Annotated in this window: 20 protein-coding genes; 4 read left to right on the top strand and 16 right to left on the bottom strand. The window is 71.5% G+C overall.

Annotated elements, in window-relative coordinates; all coding sequences use genetic code 11:
- Positions 1 to 38 precede the first annotated feature (38 nt).
- Both ilvN and AC07EG_RS17815 read right to left on the bottom strand, forming a co-directional pair.
- Positions 39 to 545, bottom strand: a complete 507-nt coding sequence (ilvN, locus tag AC07EG_RS17820; RefSeq protein ID WP_113693759.1) for an acetolactate synthase small subunit — start codon at positions 543 to 545, stop codon at positions 39 to 41.
- Positions 542 to 2,380 (bottom strand): acetolactate synthase large subunit, encoded by a 1,839-nt coding sequence (locus AC07EG_RS17815; RefSeq protein ID WP_478254199.1) that lies wholly within the window; start codon positions 2,378 to 2,380, stop codon positions 542 to 544. Before AC07EG_RS17815 ends, ilvN begins: the two co-directional genes overlap by 4 nt.
- 288 nt (positions 2,381 to 2,668) lie before the next feature.
- Here AC07EG_RS17815 and AC07EG_RS17810 point away from each other — a divergent pair, with 288 nt between their 5' ends.
- Positions 2,669 to 3,091, top strand: coding sequence for a PH domain-containing protein (locus tag AC07EG_RS17810; RefSeq protein ID WP_478254198.1), 423 nt, complete (start codon positions 2,669 to 2,671; stop codon positions 3,089 to 3,091).
- 139 nt (positions 3,092 to 3,230) lie between these two features.
- Positions 3,231 to 5,075 (top strand): dihydroxy-acid dehydratase, encoded by a 1,845-nt coding sequence (gene ilvD, locus AC07EG_RS17805; RefSeq protein ID WP_478254197.1) that lies wholly within the window; start codon positions 3,231 to 3,233, stop codon positions 5,073 to 5,075.
- Positions 5,076 to 5,128: 53 nt separating this feature from the next.
- On the opposite strand, the gene AC07EG_RS17800 is transcribed toward ilvD, so the two are convergent.
- Together AC07EG_RS17800 and AC07EG_RS17795 are read right to left on the bottom strand one after the other, a co-directional pair.
- The gene (locus AC07EG_RS17800) at positions 5,129 to 5,761 is read right to left on the bottom strand and encodes a DoxX family membrane protein (RefSeq protein WP_478254196.1); all 633 of its coding nucleotides are present in this window, start codon (positions 5,759 to 5,761) and stop codon (positions 5,129 to 5,131) included.
- A 50-nt stretch (positions 5,762 to 5,811) separates the two neighbouring features.
- Entirely contained in the window at positions 5,812 to 6,720 is a 909-nt protein-coding gene (locus tag AC07EG_RS17795) for a 2-hydroxyacid dehydrogenase (RefSeq protein WP_478254195.1), read from the bottom strand.
- Positions 6,721 to 6,788: 68 nt separating this feature from the next.
- Between AC07EG_RS17795 and AC07EG_RS17790 the strand changes: the two genes are divergently transcribed.
- Positions 6,789 to 7,985 (top strand): PQQ-dependent sugar dehydrogenase, encoded by a 1,197-nt coding sequence (locus AC07EG_RS17790; protein ID WP_478254194.1) that lies wholly within the window; start codon positions 6,789 to 6,791, stop codon positions 7,983 to 7,985.
- Between the two features lie 488 nt (positions 7,986 to 8,473).
- Here the strand turns inward: AC07EG_RS17790 and AC07EG_RS17785 are convergent, their stop codons facing one another.
- Genes AC07EG_RS17785 through gatC form a run of 6 tightly spaced genes read right to left on the bottom strand, consistent with a single transcriptional unit; the run spans position 8,474 to position 13,221 of the window.
- Entirely contained in the window at positions 8,474 to 9,187 is a 714-nt protein-coding gene (locus AC07EG_RS17785) for a cupin (protein WP_478254193.1), read from the bottom strand.
- A gap of 24 nt (positions 9,188 to 9,211) precedes the next feature.
- Positions 9,212 to 9,694, bottom strand: coding sequence for a hypothetical protein (locus AC07EG_RS17780; protein ID WP_478254192.1), 483 nt, complete (start codon positions 9,692 to 9,694; stop codon positions 9,212 to 9,214).
- 11 nt (positions 9,695 to 9,705) lie between these two features.
- Positions 9,706 to 11,211 (bottom strand): Asp-tRNA(Asn)/Glu-tRNA(Gln) amidotransferase subunit GatB, encoded by a 1,506-nt coding sequence (gatB, locus tag AC07EG_RS17775; protein ID WP_478254191.1) that lies wholly within the window; start codon positions 11,209 to 11,211, stop codon positions 9,706 to 9,708.
- Entirely contained in the window at positions 11,208 to 11,411 is a 204-nt protein-coding gene (locus AC07EG_RS17770) for a hypothetical protein (RefSeq protein WP_478254190.1), read from the bottom strand. Before AC07EG_RS17770 ends, gatB begins: the two co-directional genes overlap by 4 nt.
- Positions 11,408 to 12,922 carry an Asp-tRNA(Asn)/Glu-tRNA(Gln) amidotransferase subunit GatA gene (gatA, locus tag AC07EG_RS17765; protein ID WP_478254189.1) on the bottom strand — a complete coding sequence of 505 codons (1,515 nt, stop codon included), beginning with the start codon at positions 12,920 to 12,922 and terminating at the stop codon, positions 11,408 to 11,410. Before gatA ends, AC07EG_RS17770 begins: the two co-directional genes overlap by 4 nt.
- A 2-nt stretch (positions 12,923 to 12,924) precedes the next feature.
- On the bottom strand, positions 12,925 to 13,221 hold the full coding sequence (gatC, locus tag AC07EG_RS17760; protein ID WP_113693768.1) for an Asp-tRNA(Asn)/Glu-tRNA(Gln) amidotransferase subunit GatC: 297 nt from the start codon (positions 13,219 to 13,221) through the stop codon (positions 12,925 to 12,927).
- Between the two features lie 207 nt (positions 13,222 to 13,428).
- Here gatC and AC07EG_RS17755 point away from each other — a divergent pair, with 207 nt between their 5' ends.
- Positions 13,429 to 14,082, top strand: a complete 654-nt coding sequence (locus AC07EG_RS17755) for an ACT domain-containing protein (protein WP_478254188.1) — start codon at positions 13,429 to 13,431, stop codon at positions 14,080 to 14,082.
- A 4-nt stretch (positions 14,083 to 14,086) separates the two neighbouring features.
- Here AC07EG_RS17755 and AC07EG_RS17750 read toward each other — a convergent pair whose 3' ends face one another.
- The 6 genes from AC07EG_RS17750 to AC07EG_RS17725 form a co-directional block, all read right to left on the bottom strand.
- A complete protein-coding gene (locus AC07EG_RS17750) occupies positions 14,087 to 14,386 on the bottom strand; it encodes a PIN domain-containing protein (RefSeq protein WP_478254187.1) in 300 nt (99 codons plus the stop codon).
- A gap of 38 nt (positions 14,387 to 14,424) precedes the next feature.
- Positions 14,425 to 14,631, bottom strand: a complete 207-nt coding sequence (locus AC07EG_RS17745) for a type II toxin-antitoxin system VapB family antitoxin (RefSeq protein WP_478254186.1) — start codon at positions 14,629 to 14,631, stop codon at positions 14,425 to 14,427.
- On the bottom strand, positions 14,624 to 15,553 hold the full coding sequence (locus AC07EG_RS17740; RefSeq protein WP_478254185.1) for a TIGR03621 family F420-dependent LLM class oxidoreductase: 930 nt from the start codon (positions 15,551 to 15,553) through the stop codon (positions 14,624 to 14,626). The genes AC07EG_RS17745 and AC07EG_RS17740 overlap by 8 nt, the downstream gene beginning before the upstream one ends.
- Before the next feature lie 531 nt (positions 15,554 to 16,084).
- The gene (gene ligA / locus AC07EG_RS17735; protein WP_478254184.1) at positions 16,085 to 18,235 is read right to left on the bottom strand and encodes an NAD-dependent DNA ligase LigA; all 2,151 of its coding nucleotides are present in this window, start codon (positions 18,233 to 18,235) and stop codon (positions 16,085 to 16,087) included.
- Between the two features lie 11 nt (positions 18,236 to 18,246).
- On the bottom strand, positions 18,247 to 18,942 hold the full coding sequence (locus AC07EG_RS17730; protein ID WP_478254183.1) for a hypothetical protein: 696 nt from the start codon (positions 18,940 to 18,942) through the stop codon (positions 18,247 to 18,249).
- Positions 18,943 to 18,957: 15 nt separating this feature from the next.
- The gene (locus tag AC07EG_RS17725) at positions 18,958 to 19,974 is read right to left on the bottom strand and encodes a methionine synthase (RefSeq protein ID WP_478254182.1); all 1,017 of its coding nucleotides are present in this window, start codon (positions 19,972 to 19,974) and stop codon (positions 18,958 to 18,960) included.
- Between the last annotated feature and the right edge of the window lie 25 nt (positions 19,975 to 19,999).

The following is a 19,999-nucleotide window of genomic DNA, read 5'->3' as shown; positions in this document are numbered from 1 at the left end:
AGCGCCACGATGGGGGTGGTGGTCGGGTGACGGGTGGGTTAACGAGTGCTGGTTGCGGTGATGGAACGCGGACCGCGGCCGACGGCGACCATGCCCGACTGCACGAGTTCCCGCACCCCGTACGGCTCGAGCATGCGCAGCAGCGCACCGATCTTGTCGCTGGTGCCGGTGGCCTCGACGGTCAGCGACTCCGGCGAGACGTCCACCACCTTGGCCCGGAACAACTGCACGGTCTCGAGCACCTGGCTGCGCACGGTGGCGTCGGCCCGGACCTTGACCAGCAGCAGTTCGCGGCGGACCGCGGTGGACGGTTCGAGTTCCACGATCTTGATGACGTTGACCAGCTTGTTGAGCTGCTTGGTGACCTGCTCGAGGGGTAACTCGTCGACGGCCACCACGATCGTCATCCTGGACACCTCCGGGTTCTCCGTGGGTCCGACGGCGAGGGACTCGATGTTGAAGCCCCGGCGCGAGAACAACCCGGAAACCCGGGCGAGCACACCGGGCACGTTCTCCACGAGAACGCTCAGCGTGTGGTTGGTCATTGCGAAACCTCGTCGTCGTCGAAGAGCGGGCGGATGCCGCGGGCGGCCATGATCTCGTCGTTGCCGGTGCCCGCGGCCACCATCGGCCACACCTGCGCGTCCTTGCCGACCACGAAGTCGATCACCACCGGCCGGTCGTTGATCGCCATCGCGCGCTGGATCACCTGGTCGACCTCCTCCTTGGTCTCGCAGCGGAGACCGGCGCAGCCGAGCGCTTCGGCGAGCAGGGTGAAGTCGGGGATGCGGTGCTTGTGCGTGCCGAGGTCGGTGTTCGAGTACCGCTCCGAGTAGAAGAGGTTCTGCCACTGGCGGACCATGCCGAGGTTGCCGTTGTTGATCACCGCCACCTTGATCGGCGCGCCCTCGATGGCGCAGGTGGCCAGCTCCTGGTTGGTCATCTGGAAGCAGCCGTCGCCGTCGATCGCCCAGACCTGCTTGTCCGGCATGCCGAACTGCGCGCCCATCGCGGCGGGCACGGCGAAGCCCATGGTGCCGAGGCCGCCGGAGTTGATCCAGGTGGCGGGCTTCTCGTACTTGATGAACTGCGCGGCCCACATCTGGTGCTGGCCGACGCCCGCGGTGTAGACCGCGTCCGGGCCGACCAGCTGCCCGATCCGCTCGATCACGTACTGCGGCGAGAGCGTGCCGTCGACCGGCCACTCGTACCCGGCCGGGAAGGTGTCGCGCCACGAGTCGATCTGGGTCCACCAGGCGGCGAGGTCGGGCCGGTCGCCTTCACCGCGCACGGCGGTGATCAGCTCGCTGATGATCTCCGCGCAGTCGCCGACGATCGGCACGTCCGCCTTGCGGTTCTTGGAGATCTCCGCCGGGTCGATGTCGGCGTGCACCACGGTGGCGTCCGGCGCGAACGAGGACAGCTGGCCGGTGACCCGGTCGTCGAACCGGGCCCCCAGCGCGATCAGCAGGTCCGCGCGCTGCATCGCGGCGACCGCGGCGACCGAGCCGTGCATCCCGGGCATGCCGAGGTGCTGGCGGTGCGAGTCGGGGAAGGCACCGCGGGCCATCAGCGTGGTGACCACCGGGATGCCGGTGGCCTCGGCCAGTTCCAGCAGCTGCCGCGACGCCTTGGCCTTGATCACCCCGCCGCCGACGTAGAGCACCGGGCGGCGCGAGCGCGCGATCAGCTTCGCCGCCTCGCGGACCTGCTTGCCGTGCGGGCGCAGCGTCGGCCGGTAGCCGGGCAGGCGCATCTCCGGCGGCCAGCTGAAGGAGGTGGTCTCCTGCAGCACGTCCTTGGGGATGTCGACCAGGACCGGGCCGGGCCGCCCGGTGATCGCCAGGTGGAACGCCTCGGCGATCACCCTCGGGATGTCGGCCGGATTGGTGACCAGGAAGTTGTGCTTGGTGATCGGCATGGTGATGCCGCAGATGTCGGCTTCCTGGAAGGCGTCCGTGCCGATCAGCGCGCGGGACTGCTGGCCGGTGATGGCGACCACCGGCACCGAGTCCATGTTGGCGTCCGCCAGCGGGGTGACCAGGTTCGTCGCCCCGGGGCCGGAGGTGGCCATGCACACCCCGACCCGGCCGGTGGCCTGGGCGTACCCGGTGGCCGCGTGGCCGGCGCCCTGCTCGTGGCGGACCAGCACGTGCCGGACCTTGGTCGAGTCGAGGAGCGGGTCGTAGGCCGGGAGGATCGTGCCGCCGGGGATTCCGAACACCACCTCGGCGCCGACGGCCTCGAGCGAGCGCACGAGGGACTGGGCTCCGGTCACCCGGACCGGGGTGCCGGCCGGCGGGGTGGGCTTCGGACGGTGCCCGGGCACTGCCGCGGGCGGCCCGGCGTTCGTTTCCGATCGCGAGGTGGCGCTAGTCATCGGTTCTGCCTCGAGGGTGTCGGTGTCACTCATTCGGGTGGCAAACGGGGCTGGGGCAACAAAAAACCCCCGCCGACCGATAAAGGTCGCACGAGGGTCGCGCGTCGACGCAGCGGGCTCTCCCTAAGCGTCGACGCGCTGAGGAAGTACGAGGCCGGTCTGCGGTGTCACGGCACGGACGTTAATCCTTCGGCGGCGAAGGTGTCAACTCTGCGGGACGGCGAGTCCGGATGCTGGGAGCCGACACCCCGGTCGAAGCCGGTGCCGCCGCCGGTGCACCATTTCCGGGTGGCCGAAGAATCACCGCAGGACAACGCCCCTCCCCCGCCGAAGGCGATCTTCCGGGTACCCGGCACGGCGCTGCTGGCCGTGTTGTTCCTCGCGGTCTGTGTGACCCCGGTCGCATTCACCCTGCCGTTCCTGCCGCTGCTCTACCTCATCCCGCTGGGCCTCGGGGCCTGGGTGGTCCGCACGCGGACCGTCGCCGACGCCGGCGGCCTCACCGTGCGCACGCTGTTCGGCAAGCGCGTGCTGCCGTGGGACTCGCTGAAGGGGTTCGCCCTGACCGGGAAGTCGAAGGTGATCGCCGTGCTCGGCGACGACACGAAGGTCGCGCTGCCCGCCGTGCGCACCCGCCACCTGCCGGTGCTCAGCCTGGTCAGCGGCGGCAGGCTGGACGACCCCAGCGGTCAGCTGAGCGACCCGGAGTAGTTCTCGGGGGTCCGGGGGTCGTCCCCCGAGCTGACGAACGCGGGTAACCTCGGGTCCACCGCACCCGGCAAGGTCCCTGTGGCGCACACCCGCGCCTGGATCGAACTCCTGAGTTTCCAGCACAAGTTACGGAGGAGCCGTGCCTCAGCTGCGCTCCCGCACCACCACCCACGGCCGCAACGCCGCGGGCGCCCGTTCCCTGTGGCGCGCCACCGGGATGACCGACAGCGACTTCGGCAAGCCCATCGTCGCCATCGCCAACTCCTACACCCAGTTCGTGCCGGGGCACGTGCACCTCAAGGACCTCGGCGAGATCGTGGCCGAGGCGGTCGCCGAAGCCGGTGGCGTGGCGCGTGAGTTCCACACCATCGCGGTGGACGACGGCATCGCCATGGGCCACAGCGGCATGCTCTACTCGCTGCCCTCGCGCGAGATCATCGCCGACTCGGTGGAGTACATGGTCAACGCGCACCAGGCCGACGCGCTGGTGTGCATCTCCAACTGCGACAAGATCACCCCCGGCATGCTCAACGCCGCGATGCGGCTGAACATACCGGTGGTCTTCGTCTCCGGCGGCCCGATGGAAGCGGGCAAGGCCGTGGTCGTCGGCGACGTGGTGCACCCCTCGTCCGACCTGATCACCACCATCTCCGCCTCGGCCAACGCCGCGGTCGACGAGCAGTCGCTGGCCGAGGTGGAGCGCTCGGCCTGCCCGACCTGCGGCTCGTGCTCGGGCATGTTCACCGCGAACTCGATGAACTGCCTCACCGAGGCGCTCGGGCTCTCCCTGCCCGGCAACGGTTCCACGCTGGCCACGCACGCCGCGCGCCGCGAGCTGTTCGCCGAGGCCGGCCGCACCGTGGTCGAGCTGTGCAAGCGCTGGTACGGCGAGGACGACGAGACCGCGCTGCCGCGCACGATCGCGAACAAGCAGGCGTTCGAGAACGCGATGGCGCTGGACATGGCCATGGGCGGCTCGACGAACACCGTGCTGCACATCCTCGCCGCCGCGCGGGAGGGTGAGATCGACTTCACCATCGACGACATCGACGCGATCGGGCGGCGCGTGCCGTGCCTGTCGAAGGTGGCGCCGAACTCGGACTACCACATGGAGGACGTGCACCGGGCCGGTGGCATCCCGGCCATCCTCGGTGAGCTGTGGCGCGGTGGCCTGCTCAACGAGGGGGTCACCTCGGTGCACACGCCGACGCTGGCCGAGTGGCTGTCCACTTGGGACATCCGGGCGGAGAACCCGTCGGCGAAGGCACTGGAGCTGTACCACGCGGCCCCGGGCGGGGTGCGCACCACGCAGGCGTTCTCCACTTCGAACCGCTGGTCCTCTTTGGACACCGATGCGGCCGGCGGCTGCATCCGCGACGTCGAGCACGCCCACACCGCCGACGGCGGCCTGGCGATCCTGCGCGGCAACCTCGCCGAGAACGGCGCGGTGATCAAGTCCGCGGGCATCGACGAGTCGCTGTGGCGCTTCCGGGGTCCGGCCAGGGTGGTGGAGAGCCAGGAGGAGGCCGTTTCGGTCATCCTCGGCAAGCAGATCCAGGCCGGTGAGGTGCTGGTGGTCCGCTACGAGGGCCCCGCGGGCGGGCCGGGCATGCAGGAGATGCTGCACCCGACGGCGTTCCTCAAGGGCTCCGGGCTCGGCAAGAAGTGCGCGCTGATCACCGACGGCCGGTTCTCGGGTGGTTCCTCGGGCATCTCGGTGGGGCACATCTCACCGGAGGCCGCGGCCGGCGGCACCATCGGCCTGGTGCAGGACGGCGACGAGATCCTGCTGGACGTGCGGGAACGGCGGCTCGAACTGCTCGTCGACGCCGACGTGCTGGCCGAGCGGCGGGCGAAGATGGAGGCCGGCGAACGGCCGTGGCAGCCGGCCGAGCGCCAGCGCCCGGTGACCAGCGCGCTGCGTGCCTACGCGCGGATGGCCACCTCCGCCGACACCGGCGCCGTCCGCGACCCCAACCGCTGAGCCGCGGGGGGCGTTCCTCGCGTCTTCGCGCTCGGCGAGGAATGCCCCCGCCGCTAGCGGCACAGGACGAGCACCAGCACGGTGGCGGCCGCCGCGAGGAGCAGGCCGAAGATGGCGAACGGCATCGGCCGGCGGCGCCACGGGGTGTTCACGTCGAGCGCGATCCGGCCCGAGCCGGTGAACAGCAGCGCCAGCGCGGCGGTGGCCAGCAGCAGTTCGTACTCGAAGCCCTTGCCGCCCGTCCCGCTGAAGAACCCGCCGCCGAACTTGACGTAGACGATGCTCGCGGTGACCCCGAGCAGGGCCGACGCGCCGATCGGGGTGAACAGCCCCAGCACCAGCAGCACCCCGCCGACCACCTCGCTCAGCGCGGTGATCCACGACAGCAGGGTGAACTGTCCGGTGAAGCCGAGTTGCTGCAGGTAGCCGGCGAAACCGTCGATGCCCGGCCCGCCGAACGAGCCGAACAGCTTCTGCAGCCCGTGCGCGCCCATCGTGCCGCCCAGCACCAGGCGCAGGAGCAGCAGCCCGAGGTCGAGGCCACCGTGCCACCGGGTGGTGTCCTTGACCGGCTTGTCCTCCACCTCGCCGATCAGGGTGGTCTGCGTGGTGGGGTAGGCGCTGTCGTCGAACAGGCTGCCGCTGCCGGTGCCGCTCGTCCGGTACTCGTCATCGTGAGTGCTCACGCGCGCAGGGTAAGCGATACGGCTGTCCGGCGCATGCCTGAGCGTGATTTTTAATACTCGCCGTGCACCAGGTTGTCGGGCAGCTCACCGCTGGCGTACCGCCCGATCTCGGTGGCCGCGACCGCGTACGACCGCGCCCGCGAGCCCCGCGCCGACCCGGCCACGTGCGGGGTCAGCAGCACGCCCGGGATCGTCCACAGTGGATGGTCCGGCGGCAGCGGTTCGGGGTCCACCACGTCCAGCGCGGCCCGCAGGCGGCCGGTGGACAGCTCCGCGACCAGCGCGTCGGTGTCGGCCACGGCGCCGCGCGAGACGTTGACCAGCACCGCGCCGTTGCGCATCGAGGCGAGGAAGCCCGCGTCGACCATGCCGCGGGTGCGGGAGGTCAGCGGCACCATGAGCACCACCACGTCGTGCTGCGGCAGCAGCGCGGGCAGCTCGCCCACGCCCGAAACGCCTTCGCGGGCGGTCAGCCCGACCATGGTCACGTGGGTGTCGAACGGCTCCAGCCGTCGCCGCAGCTGCTGCCCGAGGTCGCCGGCGCCGATGATCAGCACCCGCTTCTCCTGCAGGGTGTCGGTGCTGTGGCGGTTCCACACGCGGGCGGCCTGATCGGCACCGAACCGGCCCAGTTCCCGGTAGGTGGACAGCAACGCGGCAACCACCCATTCGGCCGTGGCCCCGCCGTGCGCGCCGCGGCAGGTGGACAGCAGCACGTCCCCCGGGACCACCGGGATCCAGTCCTCGGCCCCGGCTGACAGCAGTTGGATGAGTTTCAGCTTCGGCAGTCGCGGCAGCAGTTCGGGGGCCGAGCGAACCGGCCCCGGGACCAGGACCTCCGCTTCCGCGGCCTCCGGCGGCAGGGCCGAACCTGGCGTGTACCGCACGGGCTTCACCCCGGGAACGCGGGAGAGCGCGGTCACACCGTCGTCGTCGGGCACGAGCACGATGAGCGGCATGATCGCCACGTTAGCCGGTCGGGGCGCTCACCCGGGATTCACGGGCGGGCGCTTACCCTCTGGAGATCATGCGCACCAGGTCACGGCGGACTGCCCGGTGGTCGCTGGCCCCGCTGGCCTGCGGCCTGCTGCTGCTGTCCGGCTGCGCCGACTTCGACGGCACGCCGACCGCCCAGGACTGGAAGCCCGCACCCGAGCTGACCCCGCAGGCCGGTCCGCAGCCGGAGCTGCCCGGCGCCGACGGTTCCGCACCCGGTTCCCGCGGCCCGTCCGCCCCGCCGACCTCGGTACCGCCGCCCCAGGGCTGCAAGGACTTCGACGAGGCGGTCATCGGCACCTGCCTGGACACCGTGGCCGCGGTGACCGCGCTGCCCGGCGGGCAGAACCCGGCGGCGCTGGCCGGTGAGCGCAAGAGCGGCCGCGTCTACCGGGTGAGCGCGGGTGCGGAGAAGGAGCAGTACGCCGAACTGGCCGTGGACGCGGCCGGCGGGGGCGGGCTGACCGGCCTGGCGCTGTCACCCAGCTTCGCCGAGGACCAGCTGGTCTTCGCCTACGTGACCACCCCGAGCGACAACCGCGTGGTGCGCTTCGCCAAGGGCCAAGAGCCGAAGCCGGTGCTCACCGGCATCCCGCGGGGTGCCAGCGGCAACCAGGGCGCGCTGACCACCGACGGCAACGGTGCCTTGCTGGTCGCCACCGGCAACGCGGGCAACCCGGCCGCGGCGGCCGACCCGAACTCGCTGGCGGGCAAGGTGCTGCGCATCGACACCTCCGGGCAGCCGGCGCAGGGCAACCCGAACCCGTCGTCGGCCGTGCTGGCCGGCGGCCTGACCGCCCCCGGCGGCCTGTGCAAGTCCCCGGACGGCTCGCGCCTGTGGGTCACCGACCGCGCCGCCGACAAGGACGCGCTGTACCGGATCACCGCCGGGCAGCCGCTGACCTCGCCGGCCTGGACCTGGCCGGAGAAGCCGGGGGTCGCGGGCTGCGTCGACGGCACGAGCCTGATCATGGTGGCCACCTCGACCGCCGGGAACGTGCAGAACCTGCCCGTCGCCGCCGACGGTTCCATCAGCGGCAAGCCCTCGGTGACCCTGGACGGCCAGAACGGCCGCACCTACGGCCGCCTGGCGGGCATGGAGCAGGTCAGCGCCGAACTGGCCGTCGCGGGCACGGTCAACAAGGACGGCGGCCAGCCGGTCTCCAGTGACGACCGCGTGGTGCTGATCGTCATCCAGCCCAGCGCCGCCATCCCCGGCAAGGACTGACCCACCCGCCAAGGGAGGGTGGGCCAACCCACACGACGGCCTCAACCGGGACGGCAAAGGCGCTCACCCCCACGCCACGCCCAACGGGTCGCAAAGCACCCAAACAGCGGCCCGGCCCGAAAGCGAGCGGCAAGGCGAGCCGCAAGGCCCCTCACACAACGCCCCAAGTGGCCCCAAACGGGCCGCCCCCACCCAACGGCCACCACGCCCCCCAGGGCGAGCCTCAAAGCGACCCACCCAACGGGCCAAGCCGCAAAACCACCCGCCCAACGAGTCCAACCAAGCCCGAATCCACCCACCCAAACCCCAAACCACCCACTCAACAAGCCCACCCAAACCTCAAAGACGACCACCCACCCAACGACCCCGGAGCAAACCCGCAAAAGTGACCGGCCCACCCAAACCCCAGTGGCCGCCCACTCCCTCCCCATCCCCGGTCCAAGTCGGAAACACGGCGAAAACCGGGGTGGCTCCCCGTCAACCGCGAGTCACCCAAGAACCATCCCGGGCAGCTCGTATTCATCCCGCCGCCCGCACATGCCGAACCCCCCGTACCGCGCAGGCTCCGCAGCCACCACCCGCGCCCGCTCCAGGTAACCGGCGTCCCCGTCCATCAGCGCCTTCAACTGCGCCCCCGTCCGCTCCGCCGCGGCCAGCGCACCCCCCTGCCAGATCGGCAGCCACTGCTCCACCTTCGGCGCCACCAGCGCCGCCGCCGTGCGGAGGAAGGAGCGCATCGGCCCGTCGTCACCGGCCAGCGCGGCTTCCCGCAGCACCAGGTACCCCTCGACCGCCAGGTCACGCCGTCGCCGGGCGGCGGCCTCGTCCTCCGGGCGCGCGGCTGCTTCCGCGTACTTCGCGGGGTCCGCCAGCACCTCGGGCGGGAAGGTGAACACCGCGTCGCCCGCTTCCGGGAGGCCGCTGTTCTGCATCAGCACGGTGATCCGCAGGTCGTCGCGCTGGACCATCCGGTGCACGGTGCCCGGCGTGAACCAGACGATCGATCCCGCCGCGAGGTCGTGCTCCTGGTACCCCTCGACGGTCAGCGTCTGCACCGCGCCGGTCCCGCCGGTGACCACGTACGCCTCGGTGCAGGTCAGGTGCACGTGCGGACTGCCGCCGCGCACCCCGTCCTCGGCCAGCCATTCGTAGCAGCTCAGGTGCGAAACCCCGACCGCACCGGGGAGCGGGACATGCGACATCGCGCGTTCTCCTGCCAGCAGTCGCTACCGCTTGCCCCGGTACCGGGCACGGGCAGCTCGGACGTCGAACACCGAGCCTGCCACGGAAGCCACCGCGGCGGCCAGCCCCAGGTACCGGCCGAGCCCCGCGTCGATGGACACGTCACCCGCCTGCAGCACCCCGCGCTGGTCCTCGCTGAACTGCCAGTCGATCAACCACCAGCCCAGCCCCAGCAGCAGCACCGACAACGCCGCCACGATCAGCCACAGGTGCGGCAGCCCGTTCACCCGCGCCGCCCTGGACCGGCCGAACACCACCGCGGCCACCCCGGCGAGCAGCAGCAGGATCGGCGCGGCCCAGGCGAAGAAGCCCGAGTGCCACGCCGTGCGCACCACGTCACCGGCGGGCAGCTCGCGCAACGCCTCGGCGACCTCGGGGTCGGCCGCGTGCAGCGCGGTCCAGGGCAGGAACATCGCGGCGAACGCCACGACCCCCGCCCCGAACCCGAGCCACTGCCACCAGGGCACCCGCCGGGGGTTCAACCCCCGACGCGTTCCAGGACCAGTTCACGCACGCGCTTGGCGTCCGCCTGGCCCTTGGTCGCCTTCATCACGTCACCGACGATCTTGCCCGCCGCCTGCACCTTGCCGCCGCGGATCTTCTCCGCGATGTCCGGGTTCGCCGCCAGCGCCTCGTCGACCGCCTTGTACAGCGCCGAATCGTCCGAAACGACCTTCAGGCCGCGCTTCTCCACGACCTCGTCCGGCTCGCCCTCACCGGCCAGCACACCGTCGACCACTTCGCGGGCCAGCTTGTTCGTCAGCGCGCCCTCGCCGACCAGCGCGATCACCCGCGCCACCTGCGCCGGGGTGATGGCCAGCTCGGCCAGCTCCACCCCCGCCTTGTTGGCCTGCTGGGTCAAGTACGACACCCACCAGCCCCGCGCGTCGGCCGGGCTCGCGCCCCGGTCGACGGTGGCCGCGATCAGGTCGACCGCCCCCGCGTTGATCAGGTCGCGCAGTTCGGCGTCGGTCAGGTCCCACTCGGCCTGCACGCGCTTGCGCCGCTCCCACGGCAGCTCCGGCATGGTGCCGCGCAGTTGTTCGACCCACTCCCGCGACGGCGCGATCGGCACCAGGTCGGGCTCCGGGAAGTACCGGTAGTCCTCGGCGGTTTCCTTGGTGCGGCCGGGCGACGTGGTGCCGTCGGCCTCCTGGAAGTGCCGGGTCTCCTGGGTGATCGAACCGCCGCCGACCAGGATCGCCGCCTGGCGGGTCATCTCGTAGCGCACGGCCCGCTCCACGCTGCGCAGCGAGTTGACGTTCTTGGTCTCGGTCCGCGTGCCGAATTCGGCCGCGCCCTTGGCCATCAGCGACACGTTGGCGTCGCAGCGCAGGGAACCCTGGTCCATCCGCACGTCGGACACGTCCAGCGCCCGCAGCAGGTCGCGCAACGCGGTGACGTAGGCGCGGGCCACCTCGGGTGCGCGCGCGCCGGTGCCGGTGATCGGCTTGGTGACGATCTCGATCAGCGGCACGCCGGCGCGGTTGTAGTCGAGCAGCGAGTGCTCGGCGCCGTGGATCCGCCCGGTGGCGCCGCCGACGTGCAGCGACTTGCCGGTGTCCTCCTCCATGTGCGCGCGCTCGATCTCGATGCGCACGACCTCCCCGTCGTCGAGGGTGACGTCGAGGTGGCCGTTGAAGGCGATCGGCTCGTCGTACTGCGAGGTCTGGAAGTTCTTCGGCATGTCCGGGTAGAAGTAGTTCTTCCGCGCGAACCGGCACCACTGCGCGATCTCGCAGTTGAGCGCCAGGCCGATCCGGATCGCCCCCTCCACCGCCAGGCCGTTGACCACCGGCAGCGCGCCGGGCAGGCCGAGGCAGGTCGGGCAGACGTGCGTGTTGGGCTCACCGCCGAACCGGTTCTCGCAGCCGCAGAACATCTTGGTCTTCGTGGACAGCTCCACGTGCACCTCGAGGCCGAGCACCGGGTCGAAGCGCTCGATCACCTCGGCGTAGTCGAGGGTTTCCGCCACGGCCGTCACTTCTTCCCGCCCTTCCGCAGCGTGCGCACCGCCAGCAGGGCCCCGGTGACCGCCACCACGGCGCTCGCCGCGGCGTTGACCATGGTCAGCTTGTCACCGTTCTCCCGCGCCGTGCGCACGCCGGAGAAGGCGCTGGTCGCGCTGGCCGCCGAGGTGCCGAGGGCGATCAGGCCGCGGATCTGGTTCTTCTTCTTGCTCATTTCGCTGCCTCCAGTTCCGGAACGCGGTGCACCAGCGAGCCACCGGCCGCGGCGTCGCGCGCGACCTCGTAGGCGGCGCCCACCCGGTAGAGCCGGTCGTCGGCCAGCGAGGGCGCCATGATCTGCAGGCCGACCGGCAGGCCGTCCTCTTCGGACAGTCCACTCGGGACGCTCATGGCGGCGTTGCCCGCCAGGTTGGCCGGGATCGTGCACAGGTCGGCCAGGTACATCGCCATCGGGTCGTCGGTGCGCTCGCCGAGCTTGAACGCCGTGGTCGGCGTTGTCGGGCTGACCAGCACGTCGACCTGGTTGAACGCGGCCTCGAAGTCGCGGGTGATCAGCGTGCGGACCTTCTGCGCCGAGCCGTAGTAGGCGTCGTAGTAACCCGCCGACAGCGCGTAGGTGCCGAGCATGATGCGCCGCTTGACCTCCGGGCCGAAACCGGCCTCACGGGTCAGCGACATGACCTCCTCGGCGCTGTGCGTGCCGTCGTCGGCGACGCGCAGGCCGTACCGCATGGCGTCGAACCGGGCCAGGTTCGACGAAGCCTCGCTCGGCGCGATCAGGTAGTAGGCGGGCAGCGCCAGGGTGAAGTTCGGGCAGGACACCTCGACCACCTCGGCGCCGAGCGCCCGCAGCTGCTCGACGGCGGCTTCGAAGGACCGCAGCACCCCCGGCTGGTAGCCCTCGCCGGAGAACTCCTTCACCACGCCGACGCGCACGCCCTTGAGGTCGCCGTTGAGGCCCTCGCGGGCGGCGGCCACCACCGGCGGCACCGGCGCGTCGATGGAGGTGGAGTCGAGCGGGTCGTGCCCGGCGATGACCTCGTGCAGCAGCGCCGCGTCGAGCACGGTGCGCGCACACGGACCGGCCTGGTCCAGCGACGAGGAGAAGGCGACCAGCCCGTACCGCGACACGCCGCCGTAGGTGGGCTTCACGCCGACCGTGCCGGTGACCGCACCCGGCTGGCGGATCGAGCCGCCGGTGTCGGTGCCGATGGCCAGCGCCGCCTCGAACCCGGCGATCGCGGCGGAGGAACCACCGCCGGAACCACCGGGGATGCGGTCGTGCGCCCACGGGTTGCGGGTCGGGCCGAAGGCGGAGTTCTCGGTGGAGGAGCCCATCGCGAACTCGTCCATGTTGGTCTTGCCGAGGATCACCACACCCGCGTCGCGGAGCTTGCGGGTGACGGTGGCGTCGTACGGCGGCAGCCAGCCTTCCAGCGTGCGCGAACCGCAGGTGGTCGGCAGGCCCTTGGTGGTCAGCACGTCCTTCAGCGCCAGCGGCACACCGGCCAGCGGCGAGGCCTGGCGGCCTTCGGCGGCCTCGGCGTCGACCGCGCGGGCGGCGGCCAGCGCGCCCTCGGTGTCGACGTGCAGGAAGGCGTGCAGCGACCCGTCGACCTCGGCGATCCGGTCCAGGTGGGCCTGGGTGACCTCGACCGCGGAGACCTCACGGGACTTGATCTTGTCCGCCAGTTCGGCGGCGGTGAGCCTGGTCAGCTCGGACATGCTTACTCCTCCCCCAGGATGCGCGGCACGCGGAAGCGGCCGTCTTCGGCGGCCGGGGCACCGGCCAGCGCCTGTTCCTGCGCGAGGCTGGGCCGGACCACGTCCTCGCGGAAGACGTTGGTCAGCGGCACGGCGTGCGAGGTGGGCGGAACGTCCTGATCGGCGACGACGCCCACCTTGGCCACGGCGTCCAGGATCTGGTCGAGCTGGCCGGCGAAGGTGGCCAGCTCCTCGTCGGTGACGGCCAGCCTGGCGAGCTTGGCCAGGTGTGCGACCTCGTCGCGGGAAATGTTGGGCACGCGAGTGACTCTCCGTGGCTCTCCGGTGGTTCTTCCGAGGTCGCCAGTCTATGGTGACTGCCCCGGCGCACTCGACTGGGTTGTCGGCACGCCCGGTGTCCCGTGAGCCGGACGGCGAATCCCCATCGTCATCTCCGTCTGCCACAATCGGCGCCCGGCACCTGCGTGGACGGTGAGGCTCCGCGCCCGGCGTGAGAGGGGTTCGCTGTGTCGTTCCTGCTCCGGGTCCAGCTCCCGGACAGCCCGGGGACGCTCGGCGCGGTGGCCACCGCGCTGGGCACGGTCGGGGCCGACATCCTCAGCGTGGACGTGGTCGAGCGCACCAGCGGCGTGGCCATCGACGACCTGGTGGTGGAGCTGCCGACCGGCAGCCTGCCCGACGCGCTGATCACCGCCGCGGAGAGCGTGGAAGGCGTCGAGGTCGACGCGGTGCGGCCGTACGCGGGCGTGCTGGACACGCACCGGGAACTGGAGCTGGTCGAGGAGATCGCGGCCACCCCGAAGACCGGGCTGGACCTGCTGGCCGAGGGCGTGCCGCGGATCATCCGGTCGGGCTGGGCGATCGTGGTCACCCCGGCGGGTGACTCCCTGCAGCGGCTCGCCTCGTCGGCGGCCGCGCCCGAAGCGCCGATCACCGACCTGCCGTGGCTGCCGCTGGAACGGGCCACCGTGCTCGACAGCGAGGCGGCGTGGATCCCGGAGACGTGGAAGGAACTGGGCACCGAGCTGGCGGCCACCCCGCTGGGCAAGCCGGACCGGGCGCTGCTGGTCGGCCGCCCGGGCGGGCCGATGTTCCGGGCGGCGGAGGTGGCCCGGCTGGCGCACCTGGCCGGCATCGTCGCCGTCGTGCTGGACGGCTGAGCCCTCAGCGGCGGACCCGCAGGTCAGGAGCAACGGCGGCGATCGTGTCGTAGTCGCGGTCCTGGTGCAACAGGACCGCTCCGGTGCGCAGGGCGACCGCGGCGATCAGGCAGTCCACCAGAGCTCGCACCGGCCTGCCGAGCTCGCGGCAGCGCCGATACAGCTCACCCGCGGTGTCGAAATCCAGCTCGGGCTCGACACCGAGTTGCACGGCGTTGTCCAGCAGGCGATCAACCGCCGCCAGGTTTTCCCGCTTGGTACCCGCCGGACTTCCATGGCCACCGGCTGGGTGATCGCGATCCACCGGGCATCCTCGCGGAGTTCTACCACTCGACCACCCGGTCACCGCGCAGCTCCCCCCAGGTCGCCTTCCCAGCCGGTGCCCCGCGCTGCGTCCAGGTCAGCCTCGCTCAACCGAGGACCGGCCACCTTGCGCAAGGCGAAGTTGACGGCTTCCTTCTTGGTGCGCAAGCCGTACCGCTGCATCACCCGGTCAACGAGTTCCTCGTCGATGTCGATGTTTGTGCGCGCAATACACCAACTACACACCTCGCAGGGTGGCGGCGATGGGCGCGAAAGCACGCATGTCCCGGTCCGAGATGACGTGGTAGCTCAGGCCGTACCGGGCCCGGCGGCGGTGCAGTTCGTCGGCGATGCGGGTGGCTGAACCGATCACGCGTGACGGCATGTCGAGCACGAAGTCGGTGGCGGCGGCGCCCCAGCCGCGGCTGCGAGCAGTGCGTTCGGCGGCGGCGCGGTGGTCGTCGGCCAGGTCGACGGAGAGGATCTGGCTCAGCTCGACGTCGCGGCCCGCTTCGCGGACCCAGGCGACCTTGCGTTCCATCGTCTCGGGGGAGCGTTCCGACATCGCGTCCGAGATGGCACCGCCGGGCAGGGCGATGGGCAGGATGCCGACGGTGTCCGCGACGCGCCCGGCCAGGCGGAGCATGCGTTTGCCCCCGGCGCCGACCAGCAGCGGCGGGCGCGGGGCCGGCGGGAACACCGACAGCTCGCGCACCCGGTAGTGGTCACCCGACCAGGTCAACTTCCGCCCGCTCAACAGCCCGTCCAGCACGGTGAGCGACTCCGCCAGCCGGTCGACCCGGGTGCCCGCCGGATCGAACGGCAGACCGGCGCGCTCGTACTCGTCCAGCAGCCAGCCCGCGCCGAGCCCCAGCTCGAACCGGCCGCCGGACAGGTGCTGCAGGGTGGCGGCTTCCTTCGCCAGCAGCACCGGGTGCCGGTAGTCGTTGGAGAGCACCAGCGTGCCCACCCGCAACCGCCTGGTCGCCACGGCCACGGCGGTCAACGCGAGCATCGGGGACAGCTGGTCGCCGAACGGCTCGGTGGTGAAGTGGTCGCGGATGAACAGGGTCGAGTAGCCGAGCTGTTCGGCCTCTTTTGCCGTGTCGATCAGCTGGGCGCCATCGCGCACGGACTCCGCCAGCACCCCGAATCGAAACTCCCGCATGAGCCGATCATCGAGGAACCCTCCACCGGGAGCTGGCGGGTTTCGGACCTCACGGCACCAGGCTCGGCAGGCTTTCCCACCGATGACGAGGCCGCCGCAGTCGACGGATCCCGCGCCTCACTCCTCCAGCCCTCGGCCCCACGCCGACAACATCGATCACCCGAACAAGTGTGGCCCCGAGGGGCGGCTTCGGCTCCCACTCCCCCGCAGCGACAACCTCCCTCAATCACCAGCGCAACCTCGCCCGCCGCTGTCAGACCCCACGCCGCCAGCCGCTCACCAAGGCACCCCATCAGACCCCGCCACCCACCGATGGCGAGCCCACCACAGCCGACGAATCCCGCGCCTCACTCCTCCGCGACGGCGGGCTTCTCGATCACCGCCCACGCCGCCCACCCGAGCACGCACCGATCACCAAGGCACCCGTCACCGCTCAGCCACCCCACCACCGCCGGGGCAAGACCCGTCCGCGGGAACACCCGAGCAGGCAACACCGAGACACCCCGCCGGGGTGAACCCTGATCCCGCGCCTCACTCCTCCGCCGTGGCAGGCTCCTCGGTCACCAGCGCGACCTCAGCCGCCGCGTCCGGGCCTCGTTCCAGCAGCACCCGGAAACCCGTCTCGTCGAGAACGGGGACCTTCAGCTGCACCGCCTTGTCGTACTTCGAACCCGGCGAGTCCCCGACGACCACGAAGGCGGTTTTCTTCGAGACCGAACCGGCTGCCTTCCCACCCCGCGCCATGATGGCTTCCTTGGCCTCGTCCCGCGAGAAGGTCTCCAGTGAGCCGGTGACCACGATGGACAGGCCCTCCAGGTTCCGCGGGATGGACGAGTCGCGCTCCTCCTCCATCCGCACCCCGGCCCGCCGCCACTTCTGGACCACCTCGCAGTGCCAGTCGACCTGGAACCACTCGTGCACGGCCCTGGCGATCGTCGGGCCCACGCCGTCGACGTCGGCCAGCTGCTCTTCGGTGGCCTGCTCGATCAGCTCCAGCGAACCGAACTCCCGCGCCAGCGCCTGCGCCGCGGTCGGCCCCACGTGCCGGATGGACAGGCCGACGATCACCTTCCACAGTGGACGGTCCTTGGCCGCGTCCAGGTTCGCCAGCAGCCGCCGGGCGTTGGCGGAGAGCTCACCGGCCTTGGTGCGGAACAACTCCACCTGCGACAGCCGCTCCTCGTCGAGGTCGAACACGTCGCCCTCGTCGGCCACCGCACCCGCTTCCAGCAACGCCGCCGCGGCCTCGTACCCGAGCACCTCGATGTCGAAGGCCCCGCGACCGGCCAGGTGGAACAGCCGCTCACGCAGCTGCGCCGGGCAGGTCCGCGCGTTCGGGCAGCGGATGTCGACGTCGCCCTCCTTCTGGTGCGCCAGCTTCGTGCCGCACTCGGGGCAGCGGGTGGGCATCAGGAACTCGCGCTCCTCGCCGGTGCGCACGTCCACCACCGGGCCGAGCACCTCCGGGATCACGTCCCCGGCCTTGCGGATCACCACCCGGTCGCCGATCAGCACGCCCTTGCGCTTGACCTCCTCGGCGTTGTGCAGGGTGGCCATGGACACCGTGGACCCGGCCACCTTCACCGGCTCCATCACCGCGAACGGGGTGACCCGGCCGGTGCGCCCGACGTTGACCTGGATGTCGAGCAGCCGGGTGGTGGCCTCCTCCGGCGGGTACTTGTAGGCGATCGCCCAGCGCGGGGCCCGCGAGGTGGTGCCGAGGCGCCGCTGCAGCGACACCTGGTCGACCTTGATCACCACGCCGTCGATCTCGTGCTCGGCGTCGTGCCGGTGCTCACCCCAGTACTCGACGTGCGAGGTCAGCTCGGCGGCCGAATCCACCACCTTGGTGTGCGCGGACACCGGCAGGCCCCAGGCCGCCAGCGCCTCGTACGCCTCGGACTGGCGGGTGGGCTCGAACCCCACGCGCTTGCCGAAGCCGTGGCAGATCAGCCGGAGCTTGCGGCTCTTGGTGACCTTCGGGTCCTTCTGCCGCAGCGAACCGGCGGCGGTGTTGCGCGGGTTGGCGAACGGCGGCTTGCCCGCCTCCACCAGCTTCGCGTTCAGCTCGGTGAAGTCCTCCACCCGGAAGAACACCTCACCGCGCACCTCGACCAGCTCCGGCACCGGGAACCGGTCGGTGGCCCTCAGCCGGTCGGGCACCTGGTCCAGGGTGCGGACGTTGAGCGTGACGTCCTCGCCGGTGCGGCCGTCACCGCGGGTCAGCGCCCTGGTCAGCTTGCCCCGCTCGTAGAGCAGGTTGATCGCCAGGCCGTCGATCTTCAGCTCGCACAGGTACCGGGTGGCGCCGATCTCCTTCTCGGTGCGCTCCACCCAGGCGTTGAGCTCCTCGGCGTCGAACGCGTTGTCCAGGCTGAACATGCGCTCGAGGTGGTCGTGCGCGGTGAAGTCGGTGGAGAAGGTGCCGCCGACCTGCTGGGTCGGCGAATCCGGGGTGGCCAGCCCCGGGTGGGTCTGCTCCAGTTCCTCCAGTTCGCGCAGCAGCGCGTCGAACTGACCGTCGGAGATCGTCGGCGAGTCCAGCACGTAGTACCGGAACTGGTGCCCGCGGATCTCCTCCGCGAGCGCGGTGTGCCGCTCGCGGGCGTCGGCAGGCACGTCCGCGATGTCCTGCGCGGCGGCCTGGGCGACCTGGTCTGGCGGGAGTTCTTCGCTGCTCACGGTGGGTAAGACTAGTCCGTGCCCCCGACAGTTTCCGGCGACAGACCGTGGACGAGGGAACGCAGTTCCAACAGGGTGATGGTGTCCGCCGGCTCGGTCTCGGCGGTTTCCACGCGGCGCAGCCGTTCGGCCGCCAGGCGCTCACCGAGCGTGGCGTCGAGCGGCAGGAAGGTCATCGCCCGGCGCGAGTCGTCGGTCAGTTCGGCCAGCAGCGGGTGGAACACCGCCACGTCGACCACCTGCTCGGCCTCGTCCACCTGGGCCACCACCCGGACCTCGCCGAGCGGGATCCGGTGCTCGCCGAGGTTGACCGTCACCTCGGTCGGGTCCGGGACCGGTGGCACCGAGTCGTGGTACTCCCAGATGGCGTCCTCGGCGGGCGCGGCGGCCTTCCACGCGTCGGTGTAGCGGCGCAGTCCCGGGTCCTCCTGGCCGGTCAGCACCAGCGAGTAGATCGCGCGCTGCCCGCGGTCGAGGGAGAACTGGAGGTCCGGGTGCAGCAGCGCCACCGCCCGGCACAGCTCGTGCTCGACGCGCTGCGGTTCCCGGTCGCCGAGCGCCGCGCTGATCTCCGGCAGCAGCTCGTACCAGCGTTCCCAGAACGCCACCGCGGCGGCTTCGGGGTCTTCGGGCACGGTTTGCTCCGGCCACCCGGTCCGCGGATCGGGAGTGGCTTGCTTGCGGCGGAAGAGGTCCCGGATGCCCACGGAGGCGACTCTAGGTCACCAGCCCTCCGGAGGTTCGACGAACGCCTTGCCCAGGTCCCTGGTCAGCGAAAGCGCTCGCCGCATCCAGTCCGCCGAAGCCCCGGCGAGGCCGCACACCGGCGTCGGCACCGCCCGCTCGGCGAGGATGGACCGGTTGAAGCCCAGCCGGTCCACCAGTTCCAGCGCCGGGCGGGCGAGCGCCCGCAGGCTGGTCTCGCGCTGGGTGACCGGGGTGAGCCCGAGGAACAGCTCGACGCCGGAGTCCCAGGTCTCCCCGATCTCGTCGAGCACCGCGGACGACAGGTCGACCGCGGACAGGTCGAACGCGATCGCCCCGGCCCCCGCCGCCCGCAACAGGGAGAACGGCGGCCGTGCGGAGCAGCAGTGCACGACCACCGGCTGCCCGGTGCTCGACCGCGCCCCGTCGATCACGCGGGTCAGCAGCTCGCGGGCTTCCGGCTCGGGCACCGCGGGCACGCTCCCGTAGCCGGACGGCGTGGACAGCGAGCCGTCGAGCACCGCGGGCAGCGACGGTTCGTCCAGCTGCACGACCACCTTCGCGCCGGTCCGCGCGGTCAGCTCGGCCACGTGCGCCCGCAGCCCTTCCAGCAGTGAATCGCCGAACTCCCGCAGCGCCCCGCGGTCGGTCAGCACCCGGTGCCCGCGCGGCAGTTCGATGCCGGCGCCCAGCGTCCACGGCCCGGCGACCTGCGCCTTGAGCAACGCGGGACGGCCGGCTGCCTCCTGCACCGCGTCCAGGTCCCAGCGCCGGAGGTCGACCGCGCGGCGGTGGTCGTGGCCCGGTCGCGCGGCGGTGCGGTAACCCGAGGGCACCACCTCGACCGCCAGGTCGACCAGCAGCGCGGCGGTCCGGCCGAGCAGGTCGGCACCCACGCCGCGGGCGGGCAGTTCCGGTTCGTGCGGGAAGTCCGGCAGCTCGCCGAAGATCACCGCCGCCGCCTCACCCGCGTCGGTACCCGGCATCGATCCGATTCCGGTGGCTGCGCCGGCTCGCCATGCTCGCTCGTTCACCCGGCCGATTGTGCTCGGTGTTGCG

This window comes from Amycolatopsis sp. NPDC045836 (assembly GCF_056431745.1).
The sequence above is the reverse complement of the archived record's forward strand: the minus strand, read 5'-3'. Positions and strand labels throughout refer to the sequence as shown.

Coding starts and splice junctions, on each gene's coding strand:
- ilvN (WP_113693759.1), bottom strand. CDS start 545: ATGACCAACCACACGCTGAGCGTTCTCGTGGAGAACGTGCCCGGTGTG.
- AC07EG_RS17815 (WP_478254199.1), bottom strand. CDS start 2,380: ATGACTAGCGCCACCTCGCGATCGGAAACGAACGCCGGGCCGCCCGCG.
- AC07EG_RS17795 (WP_478254195.1), bottom strand. CDS start 6,720: ATGCCGCTCATCGTGCTCGTGCCCGACGACGACGGTGTGACCGCGCTC.
- AC07EG_RS17790 (WP_478254194.1), top strand. CDS start 6,789: ATGCGCACCAGGTCACGGCGGACTGCCCGGTGGTCGCTGGCCCCGCTG.
- AC07EG_RS17785 (WP_478254193.1), bottom strand. CDS start 9,187: ATGTCGCATGTCCCGCTCCCCGGTGCGGTCGGGGTTTCGCACCTGAGC.
- AC07EG_RS17770 (WP_478254190.1), bottom strand. CDS start 11,411: ATGAGCAAGAAGAAGAACCAGATCCGCGGCCTGATCGCCCTCGGCACC.
- gatA (WP_478254189.1), bottom strand. CDS start 12,922: ATGTCCGAGCTGACCAGGCTCACCGCCGCCGAACTGGCGGACAAGATC.
- AC07EG_RS17740 (WP_478254185.1), bottom strand. CDS start 15,553: ATGCGGGAGTTTCGATTCGGGGTGCTGGCGGAGTCCGTGCGCGATGGC.